This is a genomic window from Streptomyces corynorhini, assembly GCF_003346515.1.
Classification (GTDB): domain Bacteria; phylum Actinomycetota; class Actinomycetes; order Streptomycetales; family Streptomycetaceae; genus Streptomyces; species Streptomyces corynorhini.
In genome coordinates, this window is sequence record NZ_QQNA01000178.1 from 20802 (window position 1) to 39013 (window position 18212).

An 18212-nucleotide genomic window follows, 5' to 3' on the forward strand; every position below is an offset into this window, starting at 1 on the left:
CGAGGCTCTGCCTCGACCGCCGGACGGGCTTGATCGTGCCTTCCGTGGGGCGACCGTCTCACGGGAACTGACACCGGTACCTGACACGGCCGGTGCAGATATGAAGGAGTAACACCATGCCGAAGCCCGCCAAGGGTGCCCGTCTGGGCGGCAGCGCCGCGCACGAGAAGCTGCTTCTCGCGAACCTCGCGAAGTCGCTCTTCGAGCACGGCCGTATCACCACGACCGAGGCCAAGGCCCGTCGTGTGCGCCCCATCGCCGAGCGTTTCATCACCAAGGCGAAGAAGGGCGACATCCACAACCGTCGCCTGGTGCTGGAGTCGATCACGGACAAGAGCGTCGTGCACACGCTCTTCACCGAGATCGCCCCGCGGTACGAGAACCGCCCCGGCGGTTACACCCGTATCACCAAGATCGGCAACCGTCGTGGCGACAACGCCCCGATGGCGGTCATCGAGCTGGTCGAGGCGCTGACCGTGGCGCAGGAGGCCACCGGTGAGGCCGAGGCCGCGACCAAGCGCGCCGTCAAGGAAGACGCCCTCAAGAAGGACGAGGCTCCGGCCGAGACCGTCGAGGACGCCAAGCCTGCCGACGCCGAGGTCAAGGACGCGGCGGAGAGCAAGGACGCCTGAGTCCCGCTGTTCGCACGGACGGGCCCGCTCCCTCACGGGGGCGGGCCCGTTCGCTTTGTTTTGAGAGGATCGTCTTTGTTTTGAGAGGATCGTCGGGTGAACGAGGAAACCGAGGGCGCGCCGCCCGGACACGTACGGGTACGGCTGGATCTGTCGTACGACGGCAAGGACTTCTCCGGCTGGGCGAAACAGCGCACCCGGCGCACCGTGCAGGGGGAGATCGAGGACGCGCTGCGCACGGTGACGCGCTCCTCCCGTACGTACGAGCTGACCGTCGCCGGACGCACCGACGCCGGGGTGCACGCGCGCGGGCAGGTCGCCCATGTCGATCTGCCCGACGAGGTGTGGGGCGAGCACGCGGAGCGGCTGCTGCGGCGGCTCGCGGGGCGGCTGCCGCACGACGTACGGGTGTGGCGGGCGGCCGAGGCCCCGGCGGGCTTCAACGCGCGGTTCTCGGCGATCTGGCGGCGCTACGCGTACCGCGTGACGGACCATCCGGGCGGCGTCGATCCGCTGCTTCGCGGCCATGTGCTGTGGCACGACTGGGAGTTGGACGTCGAGGCGATGAACGCGGCGTCGGCCGGGCTGGTCGGCGAGCACGATTTCGCGGCGTACTGCAAGCGGCGCGAGGGCGCGACGACGATCCGGACGCTCCAGCGGCTGGAGTGGGAGCGCGGCGCGGACGGGATCGTCACGGCGACCGTGCGGGCCGACGCCTTCTGCCACAACATGGTGCGCTCGCTGGTGGGCGCGCTGCTGTTCGTGGGGGACGGGCACCGGCCCGTGGAGTGGCCGGCGAAGGTGCTGGCGGCCGGGGTGCGGGACTCGGCGGTCCATGTCGTACGGCCGCACGGGCTGACGCTGGAGGAAGTCGGCTATCCGGCCGACGAGTTGCTCGGTGAACGCAACCGGCAGGCGCGCAACAAGCGCACGCTGGGCGGGGCGAGCGGGGCGAGCGGGGCGGGCGGGGCGCCGGACGGCTGCTGCTGAGCCCGCCGCCGACGCCCGCCCGGCCTCACCGGTCGACGGGCCGGGTGGCGGCGGCCGACGCCTGGGCCTGGCCGCGGGCGAGGATCTGCTGGAACGTGAACTCCGCGACGTCGTCACCGGCGTCGAAGACGTTCTTGTCCGCCTTGGTCGCGTTCTGGCCGCTGATGAAGCCGCCCACCGTGAAGTACACGTACCTGCCGTAGGAGTTGGCGGTCTTGCGGCAGACCGAGGGGGCCCGGCAGAAGGTCGGGACGCCCGCTCCCGAGAGCGAGGCGATCCCGCCCTCCGCCTGCTCCTTGGCCTTCAGCGCCTGCGTCTCCTTCTCGAAGACCGCCACCCCCACGGTCACCGCGACGCCGTCCTTGCTGAAGGTGGCGCGGATGACCTGGTCGCAGCTGTTCGAGGCGAGGATCGAGCCGAGCGCGCCCTGCGCGGCGGCGGCGCAGTTGGTGGTGGCCGTGGTGGCGCCCTTGCGGTAGGCGCGGTCGGCGACCGTCAGTTTGTCGCCGGGGAAGAGCGTCTCCGCGCTCAGCGGCGCCTTGTCCTTGTCGGCGCTGGAGACGAAGTCCTTCGGGTTCGGCGGAGGCGGCGGTGCGACCGAGGAGAAGGCCGGCTCGGGCTCGGTGGTCCCGGTCGGCAGCTCGGAGACCGGCGGCAGCTGATTCGCCTGGCCCTGCGAGGCGTTGGCGTCGCCCTTGTTCACACTGACGACGGTGGTGGCCACGACCGCGGCTATCGCGCCGGTGGCGAGAACACCGCCGCCTATCAGCAGCCAGCGTTTGCGGCGGGCGCGCGCGGCGGAGGCGTCGGCGAGCGCGCCCCAGTCCGGGGTCTGTGTGCCGTACGGGTCCTCCATGTCACGCTCGGCCGCGCCGAACCGGTTCGAGGGTCCGAACGCGTTCTGGGCGAACGGGTCCTGCGCGTACGGCTCTTGCGGGTACGGCTGCGGTGCTGGCGATGTTCCGTATGGTGCCTGCGATGCGTACGGGTCCTGTGATCCATGCGGGTCGTGTCCCGGTGAACCGGGGTCACCCCAGGAGGCCCCCCCTTGCCCAAAGCTCATGCCCGGAGTTTAAGCCCGCGCCCGCCCGGGGTCTGCCCCGGGAACGGGTCCGGAGACCGGAAACCGATTGGGCCCAGGAGCCGTCTGCACCGACAATGCCGGACATGGGACATCTAGAGGCCGCGCACCTGGAGTACTACCTCCCCGACGGACGGGTGCTGCTCGCCGACGCCTCGTTCCGCGTCGCGGAGGGCGCCGTCGTGGCGCTCGTGGGGGCCAACGGCGCGGGCAAGACCACACTGCTGCGACTGATCGCGGGGGAGCTGAAGCCGCACGGCGGCACGGTGGGTGTCAGCGGCGGGCTCGGCGTGATGTCGCAGTTCGTGGGGTCGGTACGGGACGAGCGGACCGTACGCGACCTGCTGGTATCCGTCGCCCAGCCGCGTATCGGGGAGGCCGCCGCCGCCGTCGACGCGGCCGAGCACGCGATCATGACGGTCGACGACGAGGCCGCGCAGATGGCGTACGCGCAGGCGCTGAGCGACTGGGCCGAGGCGCACGGGTACGAGGCCGAGACCGTCTGGGACATGTGCACGATGGCCGCCCTCGGTGTGCCGTACGACACGGCGCAGTTCCGCGCGCTGCGCACGCTGAGCGGCGGCGAGCAGAAGCGGCTGGTTCTGGAGGCTCTGTTGCGCGGGCCCGACGAGGTGCTGCTGCTGGACGAGCCGGACAACTATCTGGACGTACCGGGCAAGCGGTGGCTGGAGGAGCGGCTGCGCGAGACCCGTAAGACGGTCCTGTTCATCTCGCACGACCGGGAGCTGCTGGCCAGGGCCGCCGAGAAGATCGTCAGTGTGGAGCCGGGGCCGGCCGGCTCGGACGTATGGGTGCACGGCGCCGGGTTCGACACGTACCACGAGGCGCGCAGGGAGCGGTTCGCGCGCTTCGAGGAGCTGAAGCGGCGCTGGGAGGAGAAGCACGCGCAGCTCAAGCGGCTGGTGGTCAATCTGCGGCAGGCGGCCTCGGTCAGCCACGAGATGGCGTCGCGGTACTCGGCCGCGCAGACCCGGCTGCGCAAGTTCGAGGAGGCGGGACCGCCGCCCGAGCCGCCGCGCGAGCAGGAGATCACCATGCGGCTGCGCGGTGGACGTACCGGCGTGCGGGCGCTGACCTGCGAGAACCTTGAGCTGACCGGGTTGATGAAGCCCTTCTCGCTGGAGATCTACTACGGCGAGCGGGTGGCGGTCCTGGGGTCGAACGGCTCGGGCAAGTCGCACTTCCTGCGGCTGCTGGCCGGGGAGGACGTGCGGCACGAGGGGATGTGGAAGCTGGGCGCCCGGGTCGTGCCGGGCCACTTCGCGCAGACCCACGCCCACCCCGAGCTGGTGGGGCGCACGCTGGTCGACATCCTGTGGGCGGAGCACGCGAAGGACCGGGGCGGGGCGATGAGCGTGCTGCGCCGGTACGAGCTGAGCGGCCAGGGGGACCAGCCCTTCGAGAAGCTGTCGGGCGGGCAGCAGGCGCGGTTCCAGATCCTGCTGCTGGAGCTGGCCGGGACGACGGCGCTGCTGCTGGACGAGCCGACGGACAACCTGGACCTGGAGTCGGCGGAGGCGCTGCAGGACGGCCTGGAGGCGTACGAGGGGACGGTGCTCGCGGTCACGCACGACCGGTGGTTCGCCCGTACGTTCGACCGCTATCTGGTGTTCGGGGCGGACGGGCTGGTGCGGGAGGCGCCGGAGCCGGTGTGGGACGAGGGCCGGGTGGTGCGGGAGCGGTGAGGGCCGGCGGCCCTTGGGGCGGGGGCCGGGCGTGGTCCGGGGCGTGGTCCCGGGCGTGGTCCCGGGCGTGGTCCGGGGCGGCCGGGACCTCGTTTTGACCCGTACGGGGCAGCGGCGGTATTCTGCTGGTTCGTTATGCGTATTGGCTTGGTCGTTCTCACGCGAGGGGCCCTTACGCCGGTCCACCGGGCCGATGGACAGCGGTAGGTACACGGGTTGCGTCCCCGGCGTACCACCAGGGCTGTCGTGATCGTCCGGGTGGCCTTGTCAGGACTCCACTCACTGAAGAAGCGAAGGCATACGACCGTGCGTACGTACAGCCCCAAGCCCGGCGATGTGACGCGCCAGTGGCACATCATCGACGCGCAGGACATCGTCCTGGGCCGTCTGGCGACCACCGCCGCCAACCTTCTGCGCGGTAAGCACAAGGCGATCTACGCGCCCCACGTCGACACCGGTGACTTCGTCATCATCGTCAACGCGGACAAGGTGCACCTGTCCGGCAACAAGAAGACCCAGAAGATGGCGTACCGCCACTCCGGCTACCCGGGTGGTCTGCGCTCCGTCCGCTACGACGAGCTGCTCGCCAAGAACCCCGAGAAGGCCGTCGAGAAGGCCATCAAGGGCATGATCCCCAAGAACACCCTGGGCCGTCAGATGCTCTCGAAGCTGAAGATCTACTCGGGTGACCAGCACCCGCACGCTGCGCAGCAGCCGGTCCCGTTCGAGATCACCCAGGTCGCGCAGTAGTTCCGGCCACCCCCTAAGACGAAAAGAAATCTGAGGAGCATCGTGGCCGAGACCACTGCAGAGACCCCCGTCGAGGCCCCCGAGGCCGAGGAGACCTTCGACGCGGTGACGACCTTCGAGTCGGAGGTCCCCGTCGAGGGTGAGTACACCTCCGAGTCGCTGGCGGGCCGCTTCGGCGACCCCCAGCCGGCGGCGGGCCTGGGCCGTCGCAAGAACGCCATCGCCCGCGTCCGGATCGTTCCGGGCACCGGCAAGTGGAAGATCAACGGTCGCACCCTTGAGGAGTACTTCCCCAACAAGGTGCACCAGCAGGCTGTCAACGAGCCCTTCAAGGTGCTCGAACTGGACAACCGCTACGACGTCATCGCCCGTATCTCGGGTGGCGGCGTCTCCGGTCAGGCCGGCGCCCTGCGCCTCGGCGTGGCCCGCTCGCTCAACGAGGCGGACGTGGACAACAACCGCGCCACGCTGAAGAAGGCCGGCTTCCTGAGCCGCGACGACCGTGCGGTCGAGCGCAAGAAGGCCGGTCTCAAGAAGGCCCGCAAGGCGCCGCAGTACAGCAAGCGCTAGTCGCTCGCTTGCCGGACCAGCCGTTACGGCTTGGCTTTACGGCATACGAACGCCCCGGCGGCACTCCGTGCTGCCGGGGCGTTCGTTTTCTTGGTTACTCGGGCGTATAACAGCATGAGACGCTCATTGGTCGCTCAATCGCATTCATGCGCCGACTTGAGCGCACATAAGTTTGCAATTTCGGAGCATTTACGGTCGGTGCGGATATATCGGCGCCGGGCGTTTCTCGGAGGGAGAGCTGTGGGACGACTCTTCGGCACGGACGGCGTGCGCGGCGTCGCCAACGCCGATCTGACGGCCGAGCTGGCGCTCGGCCTGTCGGTGGCGGCGGCGCATGTGCTCGGCGAAGTGGGGACGTTCGAAGGGCATCGGCCCACGGCGGTGGTCGGCCGCGACCCCCGCGCGTCCGGCGAATTCCTGGAGGCGGCGGTCGTCGCGGGGCTCGCCAGCGCGGGCGTGGACGTCCTGCGCGTCGGGGTGCTGCCCACCCCGGCGGTGGCGTATCTCACCGGTGTGCTCGGCGCCGACCTCGGCGTGATGCTCTCCGCGAGCCACAACGCCATGCCCGACAACGGCGTCAAGTTCTTCGCGCGCGGCGGCCACAAGCTGGCCGACCAGCTGGAGGACCGGATCGAGAAGATCTACGAGGAGCACCGCACCGGCGAGCCGTGGGCGCGGCCGACCGGCGCGGGCGTCGGCCGGGTCCGTACGTACGACGAAGGTTTCGATCAGTACGTGGCACATCTGATCGGCGTGCTGCCGAACCGGCTCGACGGCCTCAAGGTCGTCCTGGACGAGGCGCACGGCGCGGCGGCCCGGGTGTCGCCTGAGGCGTTCGCCCGCGCGGGGGCCGAGGTCATCACGATCGGCGCCGAGCCCGACGGGCTGAACATCAACGACGGCTGCGGCTCCACCCACCTGGGACTGCTCAAGGCCGCCGTCGTCGAACACGGCGCCGACTTCGGCATCGCCCACGACGGCGACGCGGACCGCTGCCTGGCCGTGGACGGCGCGGGCGAGGAGGTCGACGGCGACCAGATCCTCGCGGTGCTGGCCCTGGCGATGCGCGAGGCGAAGACCCTGCGAGGCGACGCGGTCGTCGGGACCGTCATGTCCAACCTGGGCTTCAAGATGGCGATGGAGCGCGAGGGCATCCACCTGGTCGAGACGGCGGTCGGCGACCGGTACGTCCTCGAATCCATGAAGGAGCACGGCTACGCCCTCGGCGGCGAGCAGTCGGGCCACGTCATCGTCCTCGACCACGCCACCACCGGCGACGGCACCCTCACCGGCCTCATGCTGGCCGCCCGCGTCGCCGCGACCGGCCGCACGCTCGCCGACCTGGCCGGCGTGATGGACCGGCTGCCGCAGGTCCTCGTCAACGTCCCGGACGTCGACAAGTCCCGGGTGAAGACCTCGGCGGAGCTGGCCTCGGCGGTATCGGAGGCCGAACGCGACCTGGGCACGACGGGCCGCGTCCTGCTGCGCCCCTCGGGCACGGAGCCGCTGGTCCGGGTCATGGTCGAGGCCGCGGACATCGACCAGGCCCGCTCGGTGGCGAGCCGGCTGGCGGACGCGGTGAAGGCGACGCTGGGCTGACGGGGCGGTGCGTGCGGTGCCGGTGGCACCGGGCCGGATTGGGGCGGTAATGGTGGCGCGGGGCCGACGTCCGGCGCGGGAGCGTGGCGGGTACGGCGTGAGCCGGGCCCGCCCGCGTGACCTGGGCCCGCGGGTTCCTTGCCGCCCCTTTGCCTGCGCGGAAGGTATCGCGGAAGGTATCGCGGAAGGTGTCTCGGAAGGTGGTTCCGCGCGATCCCACGCCCGTCTAAGACTCTTTCTATTAGAATCGTGGCATGAGTGATGACGCGACCTTCGGTGTGGGAGAAGGGCCAACGGCGAACGTCTCGGTGAGCCTGCACGTGGGGAACATCTCCGCTGTGCGCGCGCGGGCCGGGAAGCGGGGCTTCAGCGCTTACGTCGACGCGGCGGTGCAGCGGCAGATCGAGCGCGACGATCTCGCCGAACTCGTGGCCGCGCACGAGTCCGCGCACGGTGCGTTCACCCAGGAGGAGATCGACGCCGCCCGCGCCGAACTGCGGGGCGATGACCAAGCCGCTGGGAACGCGGCCTGACGGGGCAGGGGGGCACCCTGGTTCTGGACAGCGAGGGACTGTCCAAGGTCGCGTTGGACGACCGTCGGGTCATGAGCCTCGTCCGTGGCGCTCAGGACGAGGACATGCGCGTGGTAGCGAGCGTCCTGACTCTGATCGAGGCCCACCACCGGCGAGTGAACCAGCCTCGATTCGACTGGGTCGTGTCCCGGCTGGTGGTGGAACCTGTCAGTGAGGCCATCGGCAGAAAAGCCATGGCGCTGCTCAAGGACGCGGGACTGCACGGGCACAAGTACGCCATCGACGCCGTGGTCGCGGCCACCGCCCTGCAGGCCCGACGACCGGCCATGATTCTCACCTCGGACCCCGAGGACCTGGAACTGCTCTGCGGCCGGGACATTCGCATCGTCAAGGTCTGACCGGGCCCTCAGCCCGGTACGTCCATGCTCTGCGTGCCGACGACCGACAGCAGCCGCAGCGCCTCCTCGGACCGGGAGCCGGGGTCGGCGGTGTAGATCACGACCCGCTGGTCCCGGTCGGCGATCTGGAGGACGTCGCAGTTCACGGTGGTCGGGCCGACCATCGGGTGGCGGAACGTCTTGCACAGCGCGGGCGGCGACGCCACGTCGTGGGAGGACACAGGCGGGTGAACTCCTCGCTGCCGGAGAGCAGTTCGGCCACCAGGCCGGACACCTCGGGGTCGTCGGGGTAGCGGGCGGCGGTGGCGCGCAGGTCCTGGGCCGCCGAGCGGGCGAACTCCGCCGCGTCCGCGAGCCCGTACAGGGGGCCGTCCGCACCGTGCGGTCCGAGGAAGACACGGCGGGTGAAGTTGCGGTCGCGGCGCGGCAGCGCGGAGAAGTCCTCCATGAGGGCGGCGGCCAGATCGTTCCAGGCGATCACCTCGCCCGCCGCGGACATCACCATCGCCGCGGCCTGCGGCAGCCGGTTCAGCAGGTCGAGGATGGACTGCCGCACCTCACGGGAGGGGCCGGGCGGCGGGCCCGGCGGGGCCCCGGCCAGATGGTGCACGTGGGCGCGTTCCGCGTCCGACAGCCGCAGCGCGCGGGCCAGACCGGCCAGCACCTCGCGCGACGGGCGCGGGGCACGGGCCTGCTCCAGCCGCGTGTAGTACTCGGTCGAGATGAACGCCAGCTGCGCCACCTCCTCGCGGCGCAGCCCCGGCGTACGGCGGCGCGGCCCGGCGGGCAGCCCGGCCTCCGCGGGGGCGATCCGCTCGCGCCTGCTGCGCAGGAAATCGGCGAGTTCTTGTCTGTCCACACCCCCAGTGTGCGGCGGGCCGCCGACTCCATCCAGGTACAGCCGGTGCCTGGATAGCCCCCGCCGCCGGACGCACGGTGAGAGGCATGGACACCACACAGGACCACACACAGATCAGCGAAACCGCCGCCCCGGCGTCCCTCGGCCTGCTGGACGGCAAGGTCGCCTTCATCACCGGCGCCGGACGCGGCATCGGCGCCGCCGCCGCCCGGCTGTTCGCCCGGGAGGGCGCCAGGGTGATGCTCGCGGCCAGGACGGAAACCCAGCTCAAGGCCGTCACCGAGGAAGTGCGGGCGGCGGGCGGCACCGCGGAGTACGTCGTCTGCGACCTGGCCGACGCCGCCAGTGTGCGCGCCGCCGTCGACCGTGTCGTGGAGGTGTACGGGCGGCTCGACGTCGCCTTCAACAACGGCGCGACGATCGTGCGCCCCGGCCCCGTGGACGAGGTGACCGAGGAGGAGTTCGACGAGGTCTACGCCGTCAACCTCAAGGGCGCCTGGTTCGCCCTGTCCGCCGAGGTCGCCGCCATCCGGGCCACCGCCGGGACCGGGGCCATCGTCAACAACTCCAGCGTCGGCAGCCTCAGGGGCAACCCCGCGCTGCCCTCGTACGGGGCGATGAAGCGCGCGGTCAACAGCCTCACCGAGTCCGCCGCCGTCACCTACGGCCCCGAAGGCATCCGCGTCAACGCCATCGCCCCCGGCGGCACCCTGACCGACATGATCCGCACCTGGGACGACGCGACCCCCGGCGTCATCGACCAGATCAGCGCGCAGACCCCGCTGCGCCGCGCCGCCGCGCCCGAGGAGATCGCCGAGTCGGCCGCCTGGCTGCTGAGCGACCGTTCCTCCTACGTGACCGGCGTGGTCCTGTCGGTCGACGGCGGCCTGCGGGCGTGACGCCGGGCGGGCAGCTCAGCCGCTGACGTCGAGCGCCGTGCCGTACAGGCGGTGCGCCTTCAGCCGGACGACCACACGGCGCTCGGCGACCGCCTGCGCCAGGAACGCGTCCACATCCGCCGGCTTCGCGACCTCCGGGAGCATCGCGAGCAGCTCGCGGCCGGTCGCGTCGCCCGGGACCGTGGTGGGCTCGGAGACCTCGGCCTCTCCCTCGGCCACGGCGAACGACCAGACGTCGCCGCCGGGCACGTGCAGGGCCGCGCGGGGGTCGCGGCGGAGGTGGCCCACCTTGACGCGGTCGGCGGTCGTGGAGAAGCGCGCGGTGCGGGACGCCGGGTCCCAGCTGTAGACCATGGTGGTGAGATGCGGATGGCCATTGCGCTTGTTGGTGGCCAGGGTGCCGAACTGCTGTGTGCTCAGCAGCGCGGAGAGCGCGTCGTCGGACAGGACGCGGGGTGCGGGGTCTTCTGCCATGACGGGGCCAACTCCCGCCCCGGCAGGGCTATTCCGGCGTGGATCGGGCGCGGGGGCGCGACCGCGGGAGGCACCCGTACGGCCGCCGGGGATACGGAAGCCCGTACGGCCGCCGGGGGTACGGGCGCCCGCGCGGCGTCAGAGCTTGCGCAGCGAGAGGCGCTGGACCTTGTGGTCCGGGCCCTTGCGCAGGACCAGGGTGGCGCGGCCCCGGGTGGGGGCCACGTTCTCCAGCAGGTTGGGCAGGTTGATGGTGCGCCAGGTGGTGCGGGCGTAGTCGAGGGCCTCCTCCTCGGAGACCTGGGTGTACTTCCTGAAGTACGAGGACGGGTCCTGGAAGGCCGTCTCGCGCAGCCGTCGGAAGCGGTTGAGGTACCAGGTCTCGATGTCCTCGGGCCTGGCGTCCACGTACACGCTGAAGTCGAAGTAGTCGGCGAGGGCGACCCTCGTTCTGCCGTCCTTGCCGGGCAGGGCGGGCTGGAGGACGTTGAGGCCCTCCACGATGAGGATGTCGGGGCGGCGCACGGTGAGCAGTTCGCCGGGGACGATGTCGTAGATCAGATGCGAGTAGACGGGGGCGCTGACCTCGTCCTTGCCCGCCTTGATGTCGGCGACGAAACGGGTCAGCGCCCGCCGGTCGAACGACTCGGGGAAGCCCTTGCGGCCCATCAGCCCCCGGGCGATCAGCTCCTTCATCGGGAGCAGGAAGCCGTCGGTCGTGACGAGTTCGACCCTCGGGTGCTCGGGCCAGCGTGCGAGGAGCGCTTGCAGCAGCCGGGCCACGGTGGACTTGCCGACGGCCACGCTGCCCGCCACCCCTATGACGAAGGGCGTACCGCGCTGGGCGCCGTGGCCGCCTCCCGCGTCCCCGAGGAACGTGTTGAGCGCGCCGCGCAGCCCGGCCGTCGCCTGGACGTAGAGGTTCAGCAGCCGGGACAGCGGCAGATAGACGTCCCGTACCTCGTCCAGGTCGATGACGTCGCCGAGCCCGCGCAGCGCCTCGACCTCCTCGGCGGTCAGCGGCAGCGGCGTCTTGTCGCGCAGCGCGCTCCATTCGTCGCGGGAGAGGTCGACGTACGGGGTCGGTCCGTGCTCGCCCCGGCGGGGGGCGCCTCGTGGCGGCTCAGTGATCACTGAGCCATTGTCGGCGGTCGTGGCGGATTGTGGCTGGTGTGTTACATCACGCGGCGCGGCCGGGCCGGGGGCCGCCGGGAGGGTGTGGCCGGTCCGGGGCGCGGCCGGGCCGGGGCGCGGCCAGCGTGCCCGGCGCGAACCGCGCCCGGGGCGCGCGCTCCCTTCCCGGCGCCGTCCCTTCTGCGACGATGCGTCCCGAGCGGGTCGAAGGGTGGATGACGCCGCCCCGCCCATCCGCCCGGCCTCTACGGCACGAAAGGGAGCGTTATGTGCGGAATCGTGGGTTACGTCGGCGGACAGTCGGCGCTCGACGTCGTCGTCGCGGGCCTCAAGCGGCTGGAGTACCGGGGGTACGACTCGGCCGGGGTCGCGGTGCTCGCCGACGGCGGACTCGCCTCGGCGAAGAAGGCCGGCAAGCTCGTCAATCTGGAGAAAGCCCTGGTGGAACGGCCGTTGCCGAGCGGTGTCACCGGGATCGGACACACCAGGTGGGCCACCCACGGTGGCCCGACCGACGCCAACGCCCACCCCCATCTGGACAACGCGGGGCGCGTGGCCGTCGTCCACAACGGCATCATCGAGAACTTCGCCGCACTGCGCTCCGAACTCACCGGCCGGGGCCACGACCTGGGCTCGGAGACCGACACCGAGGCCGTGTCGCATCTGCTCGCCGAGGCGTTCTCGGCCTGTGGCGACCTCGCCGAGGCCATGCGGCAGGTCTGCCGACGCCTGGAGGGCGCCTTCACGCTCGTCGCCGTGCACGCGGACGCGCCGGACGTGGTGGTCGGCGCGCGCCGCAACTCCCCGCTGGTGGTGGGCGTCGGGGAGGGCGAGGCGTTCCTCGCCTCCGACGTCGCCGCGTTCATCGCGTACACCCGCTCCGCCATCGAGCTGGGCCAGGACCAGGTCGTCGAGGTGCGCCGCGACGGGGTGACGGTCACGGACTTCGACGGCGCCCCGGCCGAGGTCCGCTCGTACCACGTCGACTGGGACGCCTCGGCCGCCGAGAAGGGCGGCTACGCCTCCTTCATGCTCAAGGAGATCGCCGAACAGCCCAGGGCCGTCGCCGACACCCTGCTGGGCCGGATCGACGGCGAGGGCGCGCTGACCCTGGACGAGGTGCGCATCCCGGCGGCCGTCCTGCGCGAGGTCGACAAGGTCGTCATCGTGGCGTGCGGGACGGCCTTCCACGCCGGGCTGATCGCGAAGTACGCCATCGAGCACTGGACCCGGATGCCCTGCGAGGTGGAGCTGGCCAGCGAGTTCCGCTACCGCGACCCGATCCTGGACCCGCGCACCCTGGTCATCGCGATCTCGCAGTCGGGCGAGACCATGGACACGCTGATGGCCCTGCGGCACGCCCGTGAGCAGGGCGCGAAGGTGCTGGCCATCTGCAACACCAACGGGTCGACCATCCCCCGGGAGTCGGACGCGGTCCTCTACACGCACGCGGGCCCCGAGGTCGCCGTCGCCTCCACCAAGGCGTTCCTGACCCAGCTGGTGGCCTGCTACCTGGTCGCGCTCTACCTGGGGCAGCGGCGCGGTACGAAGTGGGGCGACGAGATCAGGGCCGTCGTACGGGACCTGGCGCGGATCGCGGACGACGTGGAACGCGTCCTGGAGACCATGGAGCCGGTACGGGAGCTGGCGCGCTCGCTCAAGGACAAGAAGACGGTGCTGTTCCTCGGCCGGCATGTCGGCTACCCGGTGGCGCTGGAGGGCGCGCTCAAGCTCAAGGAGCTGGCGTACATGCACGCGGAGGGGTTCGCGGCGGGCGAGCTGAAGCACGGCCCGATCGCGCTCGTCGAGGAGGACCTGCCGGTGGTCGTCGTCGTACCGTCGCCGCGCGGGCGCTCGGTGCTGCACGACAAGATCGTGTCCAACATCCAGGAGATCAGGGCCAGGGGCGCGCGCACGATCGTGATCGCGGAGGAGGGGGACGAGGAGGTGGCGCCGTACGCGGATCATCTGATCCGGATCCCGGTGACTCCGACGCTCCTTCAGCCGCTGGTGGCTACCGTGCCGTTGCAGGTGTTCGCGTGCGAGCTGGCGACGGCGCGCGGCAACGAGGTGGACCAGCCCAGGAACCTGGCCAAGTCCGTGACGGTGGAGTGAGATTCTGTGAGGTCTGACGAATGATCATCGGCGTGGGTATCGACGTGGCCGCCATCGACCGGTTCGCCGCGTCCCTGGAAAGGACCCCGCAACTCGCCGACCGGCTCTTCTCGCGGAGCGAGCTGCTCCTGCCGAGCGGCGAGCGGCGCGGGGTCGCCTCCCTGGCGGCCCGGTTCGCCGCCAAGGAAGCCGTCGCGAAGGCGCTCGGCGCGCCTCCCGGGCTGCACTGGACCGACGCCGAGGTCTGGCAGGAGGGCAGCGGGCAGCCCCGGCTGCGGGTGCGCGGGACGGTCGCGGCGCGCGCGGCGGAGCTGGGTGTGCGCAGCTGGCACGTCTCGCTCAGCCACGACGCGGGGGTGGCGTCGGCCGTCGTGATCGCGGAGGGTTGATGAGTGGAGGAGGCTTGAGGCATGCGTACTGCTCACAGCGTGGACGCCGTCAGGAACGCCGAGCGCGAGCTGATGGCCCGGCTGCCGGAGGGCGCGCTGATGAAGCGCGCCGCCGCCGGTCTCGCCACGGCCTGCGCCGGGCTGCTGAAGGACCTGCTGGGCCGGGTGTACGGCGCGCGCGTCGTCCTGCTCGTCGGCAGCGGTGACAACGGCGGCGACGCCCTGTACGCCGGTGCCCGGCTGGCCCGCAGGGGCGCCGGGGTACGCGTCGTACCGCTCGCTCCCGGCCGTACGCACCCCGGCGGCCTGGCGGCGCTGCTCGCCGCGGGCGGCCGGGTCGCCGAGGACCCCTTCGAGGTGCTCGCCACCGCCGATCTCGTGCTGGACGGCATCACCGGCATCGGCGGCCACGGCGGGCTGCGCCCCGACGCGCTGCCGGTGGTACGGGCCGCCAGGGGCGGCGGCGCGATGGTCGTGGCCGTCGATCTGCCGAGCGGGGTGGAGGCGGACAGCGGCGAGGTGACGGGCGAGGCGGTGCGCGCGGACGCGACCGTGACGTTCGGTACGTACAAGCCGGGGCTGCTGATCGACCCCGGGCACGAGCGGGCCGGGGCGCTGCGGCTCGTGGACATCGGGCTCGGCCCGTATCTGCCCTCCGTGCCCGAGCTGGAGGCGCTCCAGCACGCGGACGTCGCGCGCCTGCTGCCGGTGCCGGTGGGCGAGAGCGACAAGTACCGGCGCGGGGTGGTCGGCGTCGTGGCCGGCTCGGCGCGCTACCCGGGCGCGGCGGTCCTCGCCGTCTCGGGCGCGCTGCGCGGCGGCGCGGGGGCCGTGCGGTACGTCGGCCCCGGCGGCGAGGCGGTCCTCGCCCGCTTCCCGGAGACGCTGGTGCACGAGGGGCCGCCGTCCGGGGCGGGCCGGGTCCAGGCGTGGGCCGTCGGCCCCGGCCTCGGCGACGGCTCCTGGGCGGCGGCGGCCGTCGCGGACGTACTGGCCGCCGATGTCCCGGTGCTGGTCGACGCGGACGGCCTGCGGCTGCTGGCGGAACGGACCGTACGCGAACGCACCGCCCCGACCCTGCTCACCCCGCACGCGGGCGAGGCGGCGGCGCTGCTGGGCGTGGACCGCGAGGAGGTCGAGGCGGGCCGGCTCGCCGCCGTACGGGAGCTGGCGGCGCGGTACGGCGCGACGGTGTTGCTGAAGGGCTCCACGACGCTGGTGGCCGAGCCCGCGTCCGGTTCCGCGTCCGGCTCCGCGTCCGGTTCCGCGTCGGAACCGGGAGCGGCGCCGCCGGTCCGCGTCAACCCGACCGGCACGCCGTGGCTGGCCACGGCCGGTAGCGGCGACGTCCTCTCCGGCCTGGCGGGCTCCCTCCTGGCCGCCGGTCTGCCCGCCCGCGACGCCGCCTCGGCAGCCGCCTACCTGCACGGCCTGTCGGCCCGCCTCGCCTCCCGGGGCGCGCCGGTCGCGGCGGACGACGTGGCGGCGTGGCTGCCGGAGGCGTGGCGCAACGTGGTGGGGTGAGGGGGCGAGAACAGTACGTTGGGCCCGGCGGGACCGGCCCGCCGCGCGAGTCCCCTGGAGGTGCGTCGTGACCGCCGAGCCGGTAGCTCCCGCGTGGATGCACGAGCCGATCACCGCGGAGCGGTACGCGTCATGGTCCGAGGCGCAGTGCGCGGGAATCGAGATCGTGGACGGGATGATCGTCGTGAGCCCCAGCGTGTCCAAGGGCCACAACCGGCTGGCCCGGATCCTGGCGAACGCCCTGGACAGCGCCGCCGGTTCCGACTGGAACGCCGACACGGACTTCGACGTCCGGCTTCAGGACGTGCCGCTCACCAACCGCCGTCCCGATGTCGTCGTGTACCGCGCGGACACGATCGACGTCTCGCCGACCCGACCCGAGCACGTGCTGCTGGTCGTCGAAGTCGTCTCGCCGGGGTCGGAGACCACCGACCGCGTCGTCAAGGTGGACCAGTACGCGCGGGCCGGCATCGCCTTCTACTGGCGGGTCGAGCAGGCCGCCACCGGCCTGCCCCTCCTGTACACGTACGTTCTCGACCCCGCGACCAGCACCTACCGGGACGGTGAGGTGTTCACCGGCGTGGTCAAGGCCGTGGCTCCCTTTCCGGTGGAGATCGATCTCGGCCGGATCTGATCCTCCGGGCCGGGCCGGGGCCGGCGGGCAGGGGCGGGCCCCGCCGCCCCGGCCGGGGCGGCGCGCGACGACCGTGAGCGCGCTCGGGGGCGCTGTCCTGAGAGACTGGGCCCGATGACCGGAACCATGCAGACCTCGGCCGGCCCCCGTGCCCGCGCCGAAGTCGATCTCGCCGCCCTGCGGGGCAATGTGCGGGCCCTGCGCTCCCGGATGGGGGCGGGCACCGCGCTGATGGCCGTCGTGAAGTCCGACGCGTACGGGCACGGCATGCTGCCCGTCGCCCGCGCCGCCCGCGCGGCCGGGGCGGCCTGGCTGGGGACCGCCACGCCGCACGAGGCGCTCGCGCTGCGGGCGGCGGGGATCGGCGGGCGGGTGATGTGCTGGCTGTGGACGCCCGGCGACCCCTGGCGCGCGGGCATCGAGGCCGACCTCGACATGTCCGTCAGCGGCAGGTGGGCGCTGCGCGAGGTGACGGCCGCCGCGCGCGAGGCGGGCCGGCCCGCCCGTATCCAGCTCAAGGCCGACACCGGCCTCGGCCGCAACGGCTGCCAGCCCGCCGACTGGCCGGAGCTGGTCGGCGCCGCGCTCGCCGCGCGGGACGCGGGGCTCGTCGAGGTCACCGGTCTCTGGTCGCACTTCGCGTGCGCCGACGAGCCGGGGCACCCCTCGATCGCGGGGCAGCTGGACCTCTTCCACGAGATGCTCGCGTACGCCGAGAAGGAGGGCGTCGAGCCCGAGGTCCGGCACATCGCCAACTCCGCGGCGACGCTGACGCTCCCCGAGTCGCACTTCGACCTCGCCAGGGCGGGCATCGCCCTGTACGGCCTCTCGCCCAGCCCCGAGATCGGCGTCCCCGCCGACTTCGGGCTGCGGCCGGTGATGACGCTGTCCGCCTCCGTCGCCCTGGTCAAACGGGTCCCGGCGGGCCACGGCGTCAGCTACGGGCACCAGTACGTCACGCCGGAGGAGACCACCCTCGGGCTGATCCCCCTCGGCTACGCCGACGGCATCCCCCGCCACGCCTCGGACCGCGGACCCGTGCTGGTCGGCGGGGTGCGGCGGCGGGTGGCCGGGCGGGTCGCGATGGACCAGTTCGTGGTGGACCTCGGCGGTGACACGCCCGAGCCCGGCGAGAGCGCCGTCCTGTTCGGCCCCGGCGACCGGGGGGAGCCGACGGCCGAGGACTGGGCGCGCGCCGCGGACACCATCGCGTACGAGATCGTCACCCGTATCGGCGCGCGGGTGCCGCGCGTCCACGTGAACGAGAGCCGCGCCGGTGACGAGAACGAGCGCCGCGCCGGTGACGAGAACGAGAGCTGCGCCGGTTACGAGAACGAGCGCGCCGAGAGCGGCCAGAGCGGCGGGAGCGGCCAGCGCGGCCAGGGCGCGGACTGAGCGGCGCGCGGGGCCGCCCCGGGGGCATGGGCCGACGCCCCGGTGAGCATGTTGAATAGGCAACGGCCCGGGTCCGGTACGACGAGGAGCGCACGGTGAGCGAGAGCAGCGCGGCGGCGGACGCGGCAGCAGCGGCGGCGGGCAACTGGCGCCGGGCCGGAGTGGCCGGTGCCGCGATAGGCGTGATCGCCGCCGGAGCCGCCGCCGGTGTCGCGATCGAACGCCTGACCGTCGGCCGCGGCATACGCAGAAAGGCGCAGCTCGCGCTCGACGCCACCGGCCCGTACGGCGCGCTGCGCGGCACCCCGGGCAAGGCCGTCGCCGACGACGGCACGCGCCTGTACTACGAGGTCGACGAGGTCGCCCCGGCGACCGGCCCGGCCGCGGCGGGCTCGGCCCCGCGCCGCAGGCGCCTCTTCGGACGCAAGGCGCCCGCGCCCGTCACCGTCGTCTTCAGCCACGGCTACTGCCTCAACCAGGACGCGTGGCACTTCCAGCGGGCCGCGCTGCGCGGCCCGCTGGAAGTGCCA

The 18212-nt window shown here is 72.5% G+C and carries 17 protein-coding genes and 2 pseudogenes; 15 read left to right on the plus strand and 4 right to left on the minus strand.

What is annotated here, in order from left to right; genetic code table 11:
* The first annotated feature begins 116 nt into the window (after positions 1–116).
* Both rplQ and truA read left to right on the plus strand, forming a co-directional pair.
* On the plus strand, positions 117–632 hold the full coding sequence (gene rplQ / locus DVH02_RS21860; RefSeq protein ID WP_114625518.1) for a 50S ribosomal protein L17: 516 nt from the start codon (positions 117–119) through the stop codon (positions 630–632).
* 96 nt (positions 633–728) lie between these two features.
* Positions 729–1622, plus strand: a complete 894-nt coding sequence (gene truA / locus DVH02_RS21865) for a tRNA pseudouridine(38-40) synthase TruA (protein WP_114625519.1) — start codon at positions 729–731, stop codon at positions 1620–1622.
* 25 nt (positions 1623–1647) lie between these two features.
* On the opposite strand, the gene DVH02_RS21870 is transcribed toward truA, so the two are convergent.
* Positions 1648–2478 (minus strand): hypothetical protein, encoded by an 831-nt coding sequence (locus DVH02_RS21870; protein ID WP_114625520.1) that lies wholly within the window; start codon positions 2476–2478, stop codon positions 1648–1650.
* 311 nt (positions 2479–2789) lie between these two features.
* Between DVH02_RS21870 and DVH02_RS21875 the strand changes: the two genes are divergently transcribed.
* The 6 genes from DVH02_RS21875 to DVH02_RS21905 all read left to right on the plus strand — a co-directional run bounded on the left by DVH02_RS21875 (position 2790) and on the right by DVH02_RS21905 (position 8259).
* A complete protein-coding gene (locus DVH02_RS21875; protein WP_114625534.1) occupies positions 2790–4409 on the plus strand; it encodes an ABC-F family ATP-binding cassette domain-containing protein in 1620 nt (539 codons plus the stop codon).
* Between the two features lie 306 nt (positions 4410–4715).
* The gene (rplM, locus tag DVH02_RS21885) at positions 4716–5159 is read left to right on the plus strand and encodes a 50S ribosomal protein L13 (RefSeq protein ID WP_114625522.1); all 444 of its coding nucleotides are present in this window, start codon (positions 4716–4718) and stop codon (positions 5157–5159) included.
* A gap of 42 nt (positions 5160–5201) precedes the next feature.
* Positions 5202–5729 (plus strand): 30S ribosomal protein S9, encoded by a 528-nt coding sequence (rpsI, locus tag DVH02_RS21890; protein WP_114625523.1) that lies wholly within the window; start codon positions 5202–5204, stop codon positions 5727–5729.
* 240 nt (positions 5730–5969) lie between these two features.
* The gene (gene glmM / locus DVH02_RS21895; RefSeq protein WP_114625524.1) at positions 5970–7328 is read left to right on the plus strand and encodes a phosphoglucosamine mutase; all 1359 of its coding nucleotides are present in this window, start codon (positions 5970–5972) and stop codon (positions 7326–7328) included.
* 254 nt (positions 7329–7582) lie between these two features.
* Positions 7583–7861 (plus strand): hypothetical protein, encoded by a 279-nt coding sequence (locus DVH02_RS21900; RefSeq protein WP_114625525.1) that lies wholly within the window; start codon positions 7583–7585, stop codon positions 7859–7861.
* On the plus strand, positions 7858–8259 hold the full coding sequence (locus DVH02_RS21905) for a DNA-binding protein (protein ID WP_114625526.1): 402 nt from the start codon (positions 7858–7860) through the stop codon (positions 8257–8259). The genes DVH02_RS21900 and DVH02_RS21905 overlap by 4 nt, the downstream gene beginning before the upstream one ends.
* An 8-nt stretch (positions 8260–8267) precedes the next feature.
* On the opposite strand, the pseudogene DVH02_RS21910 reads toward DVH02_RS21905, so the two are convergent.
* A pseudogene (locus DVH02_RS21910) lies at positions 8268–9118 on the minus strand (helix-turn-helix transcriptional regulator).
* Between the two features lie 86 nt (positions 9119–9204).
* On the opposite strand from DVH02_RS21910, the gene DVH02_RS21915 reads away from it, so the two are divergent.
* Positions 9205–10017 (plus strand): SDR family NAD(P)-dependent oxidoreductase, encoded by an 813-nt coding sequence (locus DVH02_RS21915; protein ID WP_114625527.1) that lies wholly within the window; start codon positions 9205–9207, stop codon positions 10015–10017.
* Positions 10018–10032: 15 nt separating this feature from the next.
* Here the strand turns inward: DVH02_RS21915 and DVH02_RS21920 are convergent, their stop codons facing one another.
* Both DVH02_RS21920 and coaA read right to left on the minus strand, forming a co-directional pair.
* On the minus strand, positions 10033–10491 hold the full coding sequence (locus tag DVH02_RS21920) for a TIGR03618 family F420-dependent PPOX class oxidoreductase (RefSeq protein WP_114625528.1): 459 nt from the start codon (positions 10489–10491) through the stop codon (positions 10033–10035).
* Positions 10492–10629: 138 nt separating this feature from the next.
* Positions 10630–11625, minus strand: coding sequence for a type I pantothenate kinase (gene coaA / locus DVH02_RS21925; RefSeq protein ID WP_114625529.1), 996 nt, complete (start codon positions 11623–11625; stop codon positions 10630–10632).
* A 267-nt stretch (positions 11626–11892) separates the two neighbouring features.
* Between coaA and glmS the strand changes: the two genes are divergently transcribed.
* The 6 genes and pseudogenes from glmS to DVH02_RS21955 form a co-directional block, all read left to right on the plus strand.
* Entirely contained in the window at positions 11893–13740 is a 1848-nt protein-coding gene (gene glmS, locus DVH02_RS21930) for a glutamine--fructose-6-phosphate transaminase (isomerizing) (RefSeq protein WP_114625530.1), read from the plus strand.
* Between the two features lie 20 nt (positions 13741–13760).
* A complete protein-coding gene (locus DVH02_RS21935; RefSeq protein ID WP_114625531.1) occupies positions 13761–14129 on the plus strand; it encodes a holo-ACP synthase in 369 nt (122 codons plus the stop codon).
* A gap of 21 nt (positions 14130–14150) precedes the next feature.
* Positions 14151–15653, plus strand: a complete 1503-nt coding sequence (locus DVH02_RS21940; RefSeq protein WP_114625532.1) for an NAD(P)H-hydrate dehydratase — start codon at positions 14151–14153, stop codon at positions 15651–15653.
* 67 nt (positions 15654–15720) lie between these two features.
* Positions 15721–16287, plus strand: a complete 567-nt coding sequence (locus DVH02_RS21945) for a Uma2 family endonuclease (RefSeq protein ID WP_114625533.1) — start codon at positions 15721–15723, stop codon at positions 16285–16287.
* 114 nt (positions 16288–16401) lie between these two features.
* The gene (gene alr / locus DVH02_RS21950) at positions 16402–17682 is read left to right on the plus strand and encodes an alanine racemase (protein ID WP_407697663.1); all 1281 of its coding nucleotides are present in this window, start codon (positions 16402–16404) and stop codon (positions 17680–17682) included.
* 95 nt (positions 17683–17777) lie between these two features.
* Positions 17778–18212: pseudogene (locus DVH02_RS21955) on the plus strand (alpha/beta hydrolase); the annotation flags it as partial.

Bases quoted from the DNA above. Each gene is read 5' to 3' on its own strand.
- DVH02_RS21870 (WP_114625520.1), bottom strand. From the start codon at position 2,478: ATGGAGGACCCGTACGGCACACAGACCCCGGACTGGGGCGCGCTCGCC.
- DVH02_RS21875 (WP_114625534.1), top strand. From the start codon at position 2,790: ATGGGACATCTAGAGGCCGCGCACCTGGAGTACTACCTCCCCGACGGA.
- glmS (WP_114625530.1), top strand. From the start codon at position 11,893: ATGTGCGGAATCGTGGGTTACGTCGGCGGACAGTCGGCGCTCGACGTC.
- DVH02_RS21900 (WP_114625525.1), top strand. From the start codon at position 7,583: ATGAGTGATGACGCGACCTTCGGTGTGGGAGAAGGGCCAACGGCGAAC.
- DVH02_RS21940 (WP_114625532.1), top strand. From the start codon at position 14,151: ATGCGTACTGCTCACAGCGTGGACGCCGTCAGGAACGCCGAGCGCGAG.
- DVH02_RS21920 (WP_114625528.1), bottom strand. From the start codon at position 10,491: ATGGCAGAAGACCCCGCACCCCGCGTCCTGTCCGACGACGCGCTCTCC.
- alr (WP_407697663.1), top strand. From the start codon at position 16,402: ATGACCGGAACCATGCAGACCTCGGCCGGCCCCCGTGCCCGCGCCGAA.
- DVH02_RS21915 (WP_114625527.1), top strand. From the start codon at position 9,205: ATGGACACCACACAGGACCACACACAGATCAGCGAAACCGCCGCCCCG.
- rplQ (WP_114625518.1), top strand. From the start codon at position 117: ATGCCGAAGCCCGCCAAGGGTGCCCGTCTGGGCGGCAGCGCCGCGCAC.
- DVH02_RS21935 (WP_114625531.1), top strand. From the start codon at position 13,761: ATGATCATCGGCGTGGGTATCGACGTGGCCGCCATCGACCGGTTCGCC.